Source organism: Thalassobaculum sp., from assembly GCF_965223715.1.
In the GTDB taxonomy this organism is placed as follows: domain Bacteria; phylum Pseudomonadota; class Alphaproteobacteria; order Thalassobaculales; family Thalassobaculaceae; genus Thalassobaculum.
Map to the genome: position 1 here is coordinate 2,299,634 of NZ_OZ245012.1, position 11,634 is coordinate 2,311,267.

At 68.2% G+C, this 11,634-nt stretch carries 8 protein-coding genes and 2 riboswitches; of the genes, 4 read left to right on the forward strand and 4 right to left on the reverse strand.

Features of this window, described 5'->3' with window-relative positions; all coding sequences use genetic code 11:
* Nucleotides 1-6: 6 nt before the first annotated feature.
* Nucleotides 7-870 carry an isocitrate lyase/PEP mutase family protein gene (locus ACOQOP_RS10640; RefSeq protein ID WP_420566313.1) on the reverse strand — a complete coding sequence of 288 codons (864 nt, stop codon included), beginning with the start codon at nucleotides 868-870 and terminating at the stop codon, nucleotides 7-9.
* A 163-nt stretch (nucleotides 871-1,033) separates the two neighbouring features.
* Here ACOQOP_RS10640 and ACOQOP_RS10645 point away from each other — a divergent pair, with 163 nt between their 5' ends.
* From ACOQOP_RS10645 to ACOQOP_RS10660, 4 genes are all read left to right on the forward strand, one after another.
* Nucleotides 1,034-2,491 carry an amidase gene (locus ACOQOP_RS10645; protein ID WP_420566314.1) on the forward strand — a complete coding sequence of 486 codons (1,458 nt, stop codon included), beginning with the start codon at nucleotides 1,034-1,036 and terminating at the stop codon, nucleotides 2,489-2,491.
* A gap of 87 nt (nucleotides 2,492-2,578) precedes the next feature.
* Nucleotides 2,579-3,847, forward strand: a complete 1,269-nt coding sequence (locus ACOQOP_RS10650; RefSeq protein ID WP_420566315.1) for a flavin-containing monooxygenase — start codon at nucleotides 2,579-2,581, stop codon at nucleotides 3,845-3,847.
* 125 nt (nucleotides 3,848-3,972) lie between these two features.
* On the forward strand, nucleotides 3,973-4,827 hold the full coding sequence (locus ACOQOP_RS10655; RefSeq protein WP_420566316.1) for an NAD(P)-dependent oxidoreductase: 855 nt from the start codon (nucleotides 3,973-3,975) through the stop codon (nucleotides 4,825-4,827).
* Between the two features lie 113 nt (nucleotides 4,828-4,940).
* A complete protein-coding gene (locus tag ACOQOP_RS10660; protein WP_420566317.1) occupies nucleotides 4,941-5,810 on the forward strand; it encodes an NAD(P)-dependent oxidoreductase in 870 nt (289 codons plus the stop codon).
* A 262-nt stretch (nucleotides 5,811-6,072) separates the two neighbouring features.
* On the opposite strand, the gene ACOQOP_RS10665 is transcribed toward ACOQOP_RS10660, so the two are convergent.
* From ACOQOP_RS10665 to ACOQOP_RS10675, 3 genes are all read right to left on the reverse strand, one after another.
* Nucleotides 6,073-8,379 (reverse strand): FdhF/YdeP family oxidoreductase, encoded by a 2,307-nt coding sequence (locus ACOQOP_RS10665; protein WP_420566318.1) that lies wholly within the window; start codon nucleotides 8,377-8,379, stop codon nucleotides 6,073-6,075.
* Nucleotides 8,380-8,614: 235 nt separating this feature from the next.
* Entirely contained in the window at nucleotides 8,615-9,712 is a 1,098-nt protein-coding gene (locus ACOQOP_RS10670; protein ID WP_420566319.1) for a 2Fe-2S iron-sulfur cluster-binding protein, read from the reverse strand.
* Between the two features lie 2 nt (nucleotides 9,713-9,714).
* The gene (locus tag ACOQOP_RS10675; RefSeq protein WP_420566320.1) at nucleotides 9,715-10,959 is read right to left on the reverse strand and encodes an aromatic ring-hydroxylating oxygenase subunit alpha; all 1,245 of its coding nucleotides are present in this window, start codon (nucleotides 10,957-10,959) and stop codon (nucleotides 9,715-9,717) included.
* 121 nt (nucleotides 10,960-11,080) lie between these two features.
* A riboswitch (cobalamin riboswitch) is annotated at nucleotides 11,081-11,290 on the reverse strand.
* A 104-nt stretch (nucleotides 11,291-11,394) separates the two neighbouring features.
* Nucleotides 11,395-11,609, forward strand: a riboswitch (cobalamin riboswitch).
* Nucleotides 11,610-11,634 lie beyond the last annotated feature (25 nt).

Consider the following 11,634-nt stretch of genomic DNA (forward strand, 5'->3'; position numbering starts at 1 on the left):
CGACGGTCAGGTCGGCACGATGAACGGCTTGGCCTGGCTGTCGTAGTCGCCATAGCCGAGCGTGTCGCGGAACTCCGCCGGGGACAGGGCGCTGGACGCCTCTGCCTGCCCGGCGGCCAATGCCGCCAGACCCGCCTTCATGCCGGCCATCGCCGGGGACAGCATCCCGGTCGGGTAGGTGCCGATCTTGAAGCCGAGCTCGGCCGCCTCTTTCTGGCTCGGGCAGGCGCGCGGCGCGCCAGGCGACAGGACGGCGAAGGACGGTCGGCCGGCGGCGGCCTCGACCGCGCGGCGGATCTCGTCATTATCGGCGGGCGAGTCGAGGAACAGGATGTCGGCCCCCTCCTCCACATACATCTCGATCCGCGCCACCGCCTCGTCGATGCCCTGGGTCGGGCGGCAGTCGGTGCGGGCCAGGACCAGGATGCCCGACTCCTTCGCAGCTTCCACCGCCGCGCGGATCTTCATCCGGGCCTCGTCGCGCGAGAGACACGGCTTGCCGGCGGCGGTCAGGGCGCGCGGGGTGATCTTGTCCTCGATCAGGACGGCGGCGGCCCCGGCGCGGCCATAGGCCCGAACGGTGCGCTGCACGTTCATCGCATTACCGTAGCCATGGTCGCCATCGGCTAGCACCAGGGTCTCTGGGGCGGCGGCATGCACCATGTTGAAGCTGTCGAACATCTCGCCGAAGGACACCAGATCCAGGTCCGGGCCGCCGAGGCGGCTGGCCGCCACACAGGACCCCGACAGGAATGCCGTCTTGAAGCCCGCCTGGGCGGCGAGCTTGGCGGAGAGACCGTCCCAGACCGCCGGCATGACGATCAAACCGGGTTCGGCCAGAAGGGCGCGCAGTCTTTCGGGAGCGGTCACGGCAGTTTCCTCACGATTTTGTTTTTGGGTGTGTTGCGACGATAGGAGCCTGTCCGGGCTGTCACAAGCCGGGTTCGGCACCCGCATCCTGTCCTGCCGAATTGGCATCTTTACCCTGCCGCCCCCGCTTGCTTGAGTTTCTCCTCACCAGCAGGGGAAGACGATGGCGGCGAGTACAGACCTGACGAAGCTGACGGCCCGCGAGGCGGTAAGGCTGCTCGACCTGGGCGACGTCTCGCCGCTGGAGCTGATCGACGCCGCAGCCGCCCGCATCGCCGAGGTGGAGCCGGCGGTGAACGCCCTGCCCACCCTGTGCCTGGACCGCGCCCGCGAGGCGGCGAAGACCTTGACCGAGCGGCCGGGCAAGGGCGCACCCGGCTGGCTCGCCGGCCTGCCGGTGGCGATCAAGGACCTGATGGACGTCAAGGGCGTTCGCACCACCTACGCCTCGCCGATCTATGCCGACCATGTCCCGGCGAGCTCCCATCCCCTGGTCGAGAAAATCGAGGAGCGCGGCGGGCTGGTGATCGCCAAGTCCAACACCCCGGAATTCGGCGCCGGCGGCAACACCTACAACGCGGTCTTCGGCAAGACGCGCAATCCGTGGAACACCTCGCTGACCCCCGGCGGGTCGTCCGGCGGCGCGGCGGTGGCGCTGGCGACCGGCGAGGTCTGGCTGGCCCACGGCTCCGACCATGGAGGCTCCCTGCGCGGCCCGGCCGCCCATACCTCCGTCGTCGGCCTGCGCCCCTCGCCCGGCCGGGTGACGCGGGGGACTTCGAACAACCTTTTCAGCCCGAGCTCGGTGGAAGGGCCGATGGCGCGCAACGTGCCGGATATCGCCCTGTTCCTGGACACGATGGCCGGGCAATGCCCACGCGATCCGATGAGCCGCCCGGCGCCGGAGCGTAGCTTCGTCGGCACGGTGGACGCGGCCCTGGCCGACAAAAGGAGCTGGTGGCCGAAGCGGGTCGCCTTCTCCCCGGATCTGGGCGGCGTGGCGCCGATCTCCAAGGCCGTGCGCGGGGTGATCGGCGACGCGGTCCGCAACTTCGAGACCCTCGGCATCCCGGTGGAGGAAGCTTGCCCGGAAATGGGCCAGATCGGCGAGGCGTTCCAGATCCTGCGCGCCATGATCTTCGTGGTGAACCACGGCGAGCGGCTGAAGACCCACCGCGACCAGATCAAGCCGGACATCATCTGGAACACCGAGAAGGGTCTGGCCCTGACGCCGGAGCAGATCGCCTGGGCCGAGCGCGAGCGGGCCGCCTTCTACCGCCGGGTCGCGGCGTTCTTCGAGACCTACGACCTGCTGCTGCTGCCGGTCACCGTGCTGCCGCCCTACGACGTCAACAAGACCCGGATCGACGGCGTCGACGGGGTGAAGTTCGACAACTACATCGCCGCCTCGGCGACCACCTCGTCCATCACCCTGACCGCCTGCCCGTCGCTCTCCCTGCCCGCCGGCTTCACCGAGGACGGGCGCCCGGTCGGCATCCAGGTGGTCGGCAAGCCGCACGACGACGCCGGTCTGCTCGCCGCTGCCGCCCTGCTGGAGGATCTGACGGGCCTTGCCGACAAGCTTCCCATCGACCCGCGGGCGGGCGAGCCCATCGACTGACCGCCTGGCGCGACAGCGAGCCCCCTTTGCGAACCCCGACGAACCTGATTGAGTCGGCTTCTGACCGGGATTGCAGGGGGAACGGACATGGTTGAACAGGTCGAGACGCTGGTCGTCGGCGCGGGCCAGGCGGGTGTCGCGATGAGCGCACATCTGGGCAGCCTGGAGGTGCCGCATCTGGTGCTGGAGCGCGGCCGGATCGCCGAGCGCTGGCGGACCGGCCGCTGGGACTCCCTCGTCGCCAACGGCCCCGCCTGGCACGACCGCTTCCCGGGCTTGGAGTTCGACGATGTGCACCCGGACGGCTTCCCCGGAAAGGAACGGGTGGCGGCCTATTTCGCCGAGTACGCCAAGAAGGTCTCGGCCCCCATCCGCTGCGGCGTGGACGTCACGAAGGTCACCCGTCATCCCGACCGGCCCGGCTTCCATGTGGAGACCTCCGACGGGGTGATCGACGCGAAATACGTGGTCGCCGCCACCGGCCCGTTCCAGCGGCCGGTCATCCCCCGCATCGTGCCGCAGGACGCGCCGGTGACGCAGATGCATTCCGCCGCCTACCGCAACCCCGACCAGCTCCCCGAGGGCGCGGTGCTGGTGGTCGGCTGCGGATCGTCGGGCGCGCAGATCGCCGACGAGCTGCTGCGGGCGGGCCGCCGAGTCTATCTCTCGGTCGGCCCGCATAACCGCTATCCCCGCCGCTACCGGGAGCGCGACTATTGCTGGTGGCTCGGCGTGCTCGGCCGCTGGGACGCGGAGACGCCCGATCCCGACACCCAGCACGTCACCATCGCGGTCAGCGGCGCCTATGGCGGTCACACCGTCGATTTCCGTCGGCTGGCCGAGCGCGGCATGACCCTCGTCGGCATGACGGCGGGTTACGCGGACGGCACGATCCGCTTCGCCCCCGACCTGGCCGACAACCTGGCGCGCGGCGACGAGAGCCTGATGTCGGAACTGGACCAGGCCGACGCCTATATCGCCCGCAACGGCCTCGATCTGCCCGAGGAGCCGGACATGCGGGTGATCCCGCCCGACCCGGCCTGCGTCACCGACCCGATCCTGGAACTCGACCTGGCTGCCGCCGGGGTGAGCACGATCCTGTGGGCGACCGGCTACGAATACGATTTCGGCTGGCTGCAGGTCGATGCCTTCGACGCCGCCGGCAAGCCGCGGCACAAGCGCGGCGTCTCGGTCGAGCCGGGCCTGTATTTCGTCGGTCTGCCCTGGCTGTCGCGGCGCGGCTCGTCCTTCATCTGGGGGGTGTGGCACGACGCCCTCTACGTGGCCGACCACATCGCCACCCACCGGCAATACTTCGCCTATGACCGAGAGGCCCGGGCCCGGGCCGGGCGCTGACGCCGCACCCGACATTTCACGTATGGCCCGCCCGGCGCCGGCCCCCTACAAGGGAGGCCAACCACATCGGGAGGACCATCTCTATGAATATCGGATTTATCGGGCTCGGGCGCATGGGGCGCCCGATGGCATCCAACATGGCCCGCAAGGGCTTCCGCCTCGTCGTCAACGACATTAATCCGGCGGCGGTGAAGGAGCTCGAGGAGCTTCAGGCCTCCAGCGCGCCCACGGCCGCCGAGGTCGCCAAGAAGAGCGACGTGATCATCACCATGCTGCCCGACGGCCCGGTCGTGCGCGAGGTGGTCGGCGGTGCGGACGGCATCATCGCTAACGCCCCGAAGGGCGCGCTCATCATGGACATGAGCACGGTCGAGCCGGGTACCACCGACGATCTCGCCGCCCAGGCGAAGGCCAGGGGCCTGCGCTATGTGGACGCCCCGGTCGGCCGTCTGGCGGCCCATGCGGATCGTGGCGAGTCGCTGTTCATGGTCGGTGCGGAGCCGGAGGATTTCGAGCTGGTCAAGCCGATGCTCGAGGCCATGGGCACGACGATCTATCACTGCGGCGGGGTCGGCACCGGCACGCGCACCAAGCTGGTGAACAACTTCCTGGCCGTGGCCTCCTGCCAGTTCAACGCCGAGGCGCTGGCCCTGTCGCAGGGCCTGGGGCTGAACCTGGAGAGCACGCTGGACGTGATCTACGGCACCACGGCCATGAACGGCCAGCTCAAGATCAACTGGCCGGACAAGGTGCTGGCCGGAGACACCTCTCCGGGCTTCACCATCGACCTGGCGCACAAGGACCTGTCGCTGATCATGCAGGCGGCGAACACCGCGAAGGTTCCGATGCCCATGGCGGCGGCGGCCCGCGAGATGTTCAGCGCCGCCCGCGCCCGCGGCTTCGGCTCCCAGGACTTCTCCGCCATGGTCGACGCCCATTGCGACCTCGCCGGCATCGAGAAGCCGCGCCTGAAGAAGTAACGGCCACCGGGTCCCGCCGGGCGAACGCGTCGGCGGGACCCGCTTCTATCGGCACAAGGGAGGCACCGGTCCGGCCGCGACGACCCTCCCGGCCATCCATGGGAGGAAGGACGATGCGTATCGGGTTTCTCGGTATCGGCAATATGGGCCGCCCGATGGCGGGCAAGCTGCTGGATGCCGGCCACGAACTCTGGGTCTACGACATCCGCGAGGCGGCGATGCAGCCGCTGCTCGACCGCCAGGCCCGGCGGGCGGCGTCGCTGAAGGATCTGGCCGACGCCTGCGACACGGTCGTGGTCTCGCTGCCGACCCTGGCGATCTTCCGCGACGCGCTGGCGGAGCTGCTGACCGGCGGCGCGCTGAAGACCCTGGTCAACACCTGCACCGTCGGCGGGCCATTCGTGGCCGAGGTGGAGCGGGCCTGCGCCGAGCACGGCGTGACCGTGATCGACGCGCCGATCAGCGGCGGGCCGGCCGGGGCCGAGGCCGGGACGCTCGCGGTGATGGTGTCGGGCGATCCGGCGACCGTCGCCCGGCTGGACCCGGTGTTCCGCGCCTGGGGGCCCACGGTCGTGGTGGCGGGCGAGACGCCCGGTGCGGCCCAGACCATGAAGCTGACCAACAACATCCTGTTCGCGGTCGGGCTGGTCGCCACGTCGGAGGCGATGACCATGGCCGAAAAGGGCGGGATCGCGCCGGAGGCCATGCTGCAGGTGCTGAACAACGGCACCGGCAAGAACTTCGCGACCACCAACGTCTTTCCGAACAACATCGTGCCGGGCAGCTTCGACTTCGGCGCCACGGTGGAAATCCTGATGAAGGACGTGAACCTGGCCATCCAGCAGGGCGAGGCGCTGGGCGTGCCCATGTGGGTGTGCCAGGCGGCCCGGCTGGTGATGCAGCACGGCGTGTTCCAGGGCCGCGCGGCGCAGGACCTGTCGCGGATCGTGGAGATCGTGCGCGAGGGGGCGAAGAAGGGCTAATCTCCCAACCACCTCGCACTCCCCGGACTTGTTCCGGGGCGAGGGTAGGGACATGCGCGGCCGATCGATCCGTCACGCCGCAGCCTTGCCCCGGAACAAGTCCGGGGAGTGTTCAAATGGGTAGAATTCGATCTTCCCGGCCGTGCGCCGGGATCTAGGGGAGAGCGTGTAGGGGCGCTGGTGATTTAGCCCCACTGATCCGGCGTTCCCCTATTCTGGGCCCCGGCGCAAGGCCGGGGAGACGGGGCGCGTTAAATCATCGCTATCCCGCCACGATCCGGACCGGCGCCCCCTTGTAGGCCGGCGTCTGCGAGTTCTTCTCGTGATAGCCGAGCGGCACCAGCGGGTTGAGTTCCGGGTAGTATCCGGCCACGCAGCCCGGCGGCAGGTCGTAGGGGGTCACCGTCAGCCCGTCGACCCGGCGCATCACCCCGTCATCCACCGCACAGACCAGCGCCACCTCCTGCCCCTCCTCCAGGCCGAGGCGGGCCATCTCGTCACGGTTGATCAGCACCACCTCGCGGCTGCCCTCCAGCCCGCGCAGGCGGTCGGAGAAGCCGTAGATCGTCGTGTTGAACTGGTCGTTGGAGCGCAGGGTGACCAGGGTCATCACATCCTCACCCAAGGGCGCTTCACCCAGCGCGGACAGAGTCGTCGGCTTGGTGAACTGGGCCTTGCCGCTCTGCGTCTCCCATCGGCGCTCACGCGCCGGGTTGCCCTTGTAGAACCCGCCCGGTTCGAACAGCCGGTCGTTGAAGTCCGCGAACTTATCCGGCCAGGTCTGGGCGATCAGGTCGCGGATCAGGTCGTAGTTGCCGGTCCACGCGTCCCATTTCAGCGCCGGATTGGCCGGCAAGGTCGCCTTGGCCAGCCCCGCGACGATCGCGGTCTCCGACCTCACCTCCGGTCCCGGCGGCTCGGCCTGACCAAGGGAGCCGTAGATATGCGACAGGGAATCCTCCATCGACACCGCCTGGAGGCCCGTCTCCTGGATGTCCTGGTCGGTCCGGCCGAGACAGGGCAGCAGGTAGCAGACCTCCCCCGGCACCAGGTGTGAGCGGTTCAGCTTGGTGGCGATATGTACCGTCAGCCGCAGCTTGGGCCAGGCATGCTCCATGCGCTCGCGATCCGGCAGCGCGCGCAGCAGGTTGCCGCCGAGCGAGATCATCGCCTTCACCCGTCCGTCGAGGATACCTTCGCAGGCATGGACGGCGTTCATCCCCTCCTCTTCCGGCGGCTCGATGCCGAACAGATCGCGCAGCTTTTCGGCCGGCATATGGGCGGATTTCTCGCCGATTCCGACGGTGCGCTGGCCCTGCACGTTGGAATGGCCCCGCACCGGCGAGATGCCGGCGCCGAGCCTGCCGATATTCCCGCGCATCAGCAGCATGTTGCAGAGCATGCCCAGGTTGAGCCAGCCGTTCACATGCTGGGTCAGGCCCATCCCGTAGATGCCGATGGTCTTCTCGGCGCCGATATAGATCTCGGCCGCCTCCTCGATCATCGCGCGGGTCAGCCCGGAATGCTTCTCGATCTCGTCCCAGGAAGCGGCGGAGACGGCCAGTGCCGTCTGCTCGTACCCGACGGTCTCGCTATCGATAAACGTATGGTCGATCACCCGGCCCGGCGCCTTGTTCTCGGCGGCGAGCACGCATTTCATCAGCCCGACGAGGACCGCGATGTCGCCGCCCGGACGCACCTGGTAGTAGGCCTCCGAGATCTTCGTCGGCGCGCCGATGGTCATCTGGGCGATGTCCTGAGGGTCTACGAACTCGATCGATCCGCGCTCGCGCAGCGGATTGAAGGTGACGATGCGGCAGCCGCGCTCCACCGCCCGCTTCAGCGTATGCAGGAAACGCGGGCTGTTGGTGCCGGTGTTCTGGCCGAAGAAGAAGATCGCGTCGCAGTGATCGAAATCCTCCAGCGTGCAGGTGCCGACCGGCGTGCCGATGAAGGTCTGAAGGTTCACCGAGGTCGTTTCGTGGCACATGTTCGAGGACTGGGGCAGGTTCTGGTGCCCCATCGCCCGGGCCAACAGGGCGTAGAGATACGACGCCTCCAGCCCGGCATGGCCCGAGGCGTAGAACACAGCCTCCTGCGGGTCCATCGCCTTGAGCTCGCGGCCGATCTCCGCGAAGGCCTGGTCCCAGCTCACCGGCAAGTAGCGGTCCGCGTCCGCGTCATAGCGCATCGGCGTGGTCAGGCGCCCGGCCTTCTCCAGATCGTGGTCATGCCAGGTCCGAAGATCCGTGAGCGAGCGGGCGTCGAAGAAATCCGGATCGGCCCGACGCTCGTCCAGCTCCCAGAGGGTCGCCTTCGCCCCGTTCTCGCAGAACTCGAACGTGTGCGGCTCCGCCGGCTTTGCCCAGGCGCAGGACGAACACATCACGCCCTTCGGCTTGTTGAGCGTCGACAGAATGCCCAGTGCGCGGGACGAGGTGTCCGACTCGCCGAAGATGCGGGCGACACCCCGCAACGACCCCCAGCCTCCCGCCGGCGACTCGTCCAACGGGGTGTCCGGGTCGTGCTCGGTGGCGCTGTGCTTGCCGGGGGAAGGTGGGGTGGTCATGCTGTCCGCCTGTGGTCGGGAACGACCTCAGGGAAACAGCAGGCGGAGCAACCGGTTCCGCCGGAGGGATGCGGCATCGGCGCGCGGACGTCCGCTCTCCCCTTCTCCCCTCACTCCCCGGATTTATTCCGGGGCCTACGGATCAGCGCGACCTGACAGAGGGTTGTGCGCGCTTACGCGTAGGCCCCGGAATAAATCCGGGGAGTACGGGAGAGAGGGAGAAGGGAGAGCGCCCTCACACCGCGACTTCGATCGTGCCGATCGGCTGGGTGCAGCAGGCGAGCACGTAGCCTTCCTCGACCTCATCCTCGCGGATGCCGCCGTTATGGACCATATGGGTCTGACCCGACGTCACGTGGATCTTGCAGGTGCCGCAGACGCCGAACTGGCAGCCGCTGGGGATGTTCAGCCCGGCCTCCCGCGCCACGGCGAGGATGGTGTCGGTCTCCAGACACGTCGTCTCCAGGTCGGAGTCCACGAAGCGGATCCGCGCCTTCTTGCTCTCGTCGGGGATGACGTCGTCCGGCTCGTCCACCGCCGCCGGATCGGTCACCGGGGCGTGGAAGCTCTCCTCGTGGTACCGCTCCATGTCGAAGCCGGCGGCGTTCAGCACGTCGCGCACCGCCTGCATGAAGGCGGCCGGGCCGCAGCAGAAGATCTCGCGCTCGAAATAATCCGGTGCGATCAGCTCCAGCATCAGCCCGTTGAGCCGGCCGCGATAGCCGGTCCACACGCTGTAGGGGTCGGCCTCGCTCACCACCCAGGCGAGGTTGAACGACGGTACGCGCGCCGCCATGCGCTCCAGCTCGGCCCGGAAGATGATTTCCGAGGGCCGCCGGGCGCAATTGATGAAGGCGATGTCGCAATGCCGGCCCTGGTCGAAGAACCAGCGGGTCATGGACATCATCGGCGTGATGCCCGACCCGGCGGAGATGAACAGATACCTGTCCGACGGCCAGGTGTGGCAGGAGAAGAACCCCGCCGGCCCGAACGCCTTCAGCCTTCCGCCGACCTGCAGGTTCTCGAACAGCCAGCGGGTGCCGATGCTCTCCTCCTGCAGCTTCACGGTGATGGCGATCAGCATCGGCCGCGACGGGCTGGAGGACAGGGTGTAGGTGCGGTGGATCGGCCCCGACGGCAGCGGGATCTCCAGGGTGATGAACTGGCCCGGCTGATAGCGGAACCAGCTCTCCTCCGGCGTCTGGAAGCAGTAGGTGCGGGCGCTGGCGGTTTCCGGCAGCACCGCCACGCATTCCAGCATCTGCGACTGGGCGTTCCAGGGAACCAGTTCGTCCAGATTGCGGAAGCGCGGCAGGGCTTCGAGCGACCGCATGGTCACGCGACCTCGATGTGGCGCTCCGGGGTGCCGCCGAGACGGCGGCGCATGGTGCCGGTGTACCAGTCGACGAACTGGATGACGCCGGCTTCCTGGCTCGGCGAATACGGCCCCGGCTGGTAGGCCGGCGAGTTCACGCCGATCTGGTTCTCCTCGACCACCTTGCGGTCCTGGTCGTTGGTGGCGAGCCACACCTTGGTCAGCTCGTCCAGGTCGTAGTCGACCCCCTCCACCGCGTCGCGATGCACCAGCCACTTGGTGGTGACCGCCGTCTGCATCGGGCCGACCGGCAGCACGCGGAACGAGATCGCATGATCGCCGAGCACGTGGTTCCAGGTGGTCGGGTAGTGGTAGAGCAGCAGGGCGCCGAGACCGGTGGACTGGACCCCATCGCTGAGCGGTCGCTTCACCGCGCGCTTGCCTGACAGGGTGTAGCTCTCGGCGTTGCGCAGCAGCGGCAGGCGGGTGATGCGGTACTGGGCGTCCTCGGCCATGTCGAAGCCGCTGGGCAGGCCAAGCGACCGGCACTTGTCCCACAGGGCGATGATCGCCGGGTCGCCGGCGCTGCCGTCATTGTCCGCATGGGTCGGGGTGTCGGGGAAGGTACGGCAGAGTTCGGGATGGCTGCCGGCACAGTGGTAGCACTCCCGGTTGTTCTCCCAGACCAGCTTCCAGTTGCCGTTCTCGATGATGGTGGTCTCGTGCACGACCTTGGCGTCGCGCAGCCGGTGCGGAGCGAGATAGGGCTCGAGCATCGCCCGGACCGGCGCGAAATCGGGCGCCTGGTCGGCGACGCAGATGAACAGATAGCCGGCCACGCCCTCGCAACGGACCGGCTTCAGGCCGTAGGCGGCCGGGTCGAAGCCCGGGCCCATGTCGCGGGCGAAGAGCAGGCGGCCGTCCAGCTCGTAGGTCCACTGGTGGTACGGGCAGACCAACTTGGCGACGGTCCCCTTCTCCGCCGAGCACAGGCGCGAACCGCGGTGACGGCAGGCATTGTGGAAGGCGCGAATCTCGCCGTCGGCGCTGCGGATGACGATCACCGGGTAGTCGCCGACCTGCACCGTGACGTAGCTGCCGGGCTTGGTCAGTTCGCAGTCATGGCCGACGAACAGCCAGTCGCGGTAGTAGATCAGTTCCAGGTCCAGAGCGTAGGTCTCGGGCGAGACGTACAGTTCCCGATCCAGGCTGAAGCCGGATTTCTGGCGAAGAAGAAGTTCCTGAGTCCGAAGCCGCGCATCCATCACATCACCCCGCGTCGAAGACACGTTTCACTGTCCGGGTCGGGTGGATGAAAGCGGCGTCGGCGGCCGGGCGTCCGGTGACTGGACATGCCGACGCGCAGCCCGCCGATCGCCCACCGCGATCCCCTGGCCGTCCCGAGGCTGGTTTCCGGACTCTGGAGCGGCCCTTGCGGACCCGCGCGACGCCTTCCCGGTCTCCCAGTGGCTCTTTGCCGCGCGCTGCACTCCAACACCGTTGCGGGGGCAGTACCGGCATTTCACCGGCTTCCCAATTATCCGCCCGCCGGCTCCTCCGGGCCGCACGGACAGCACCTCGATTGTCCCTAGGCTACGCCTCAATCCCGGACGTTCGTGCGTCCATGGACGACCTCGGTTTGTCCGGCGACGACATGCATGAGCCCTCAGGAAAGGATTGACGGCAGGGCCCAAATCATAACTAAATGCAGCGTTCACGGTCTCTGGATCAGCAATATCTAGGGCTAAGAGGGAATTCCGGTGCGCCTTCGGGCAAGGCCGGAGCTGCCCCCGCAACTGTAAGCGGCGAGCGGCTGTCGAGAGGGGTCACTGATGCCCGGTTCGGGGCATTGGGAAGGCCAGACAGCCGTCCGGACCCGCGAGCCAGGAGACCTGCCGTGAGCGCATATCCGTCCCGGGCGGGGTGATCCGGAAGGCGCT

What these genes read in the sequence shown, in the direction of transcription:
- ACOQOP_RS10670 (WP_420566319.1), bottom strand. Translation starts at nt 9,712, where the DNA reads ATGCGGTCGCTCGAAGCCCTGCCGCGCTTCCGCAATCTGGACGAACTG.
- ACOQOP_RS10665 (WP_420566318.1), bottom strand. Translation starts at nt 8,379, where the DNA reads ATGACCACCCCACCTTCCCCCGGCAAGCACAGCGCCACCGAGCACGAC.
- ACOQOP_RS10675 (WP_420566320.1), bottom strand. Translation starts at nt 10,959, where the DNA reads ATGGATGCGCGGCTTCGGACTCAGGAACTTCTTCTTCGCCAGAAATCC.
- ACOQOP_RS10645 (WP_420566314.1), top strand. Translation starts at nt 1,034, where the DNA reads ATGGCGGCGAGTACAGACCTGACGAAGCTGACGGCCCGCGAGGCGGTA.
- ACOQOP_RS10650 (WP_420566315.1), top strand. Translation starts at nt 2,579, where the DNA reads ATGGTTGAACAGGTCGAGACGCTGGTCGTCGGCGCGGGCCAGGCGGGT.
- ACOQOP_RS10655 (WP_420566316.1), top strand. Translation starts at nt 3,973, where the DNA reads ATGGCATCCAACATGGCCCGCAAGGGCTTCCGCCTCGTCGTCAACGAC.
- ACOQOP_RS10660 (WP_420566317.1), top strand. Translation starts at nt 4,941, where the DNA reads ATGCGTATCGGGTTTCTCGGTATCGGCAATATGGGCCGCCCGATGGCG.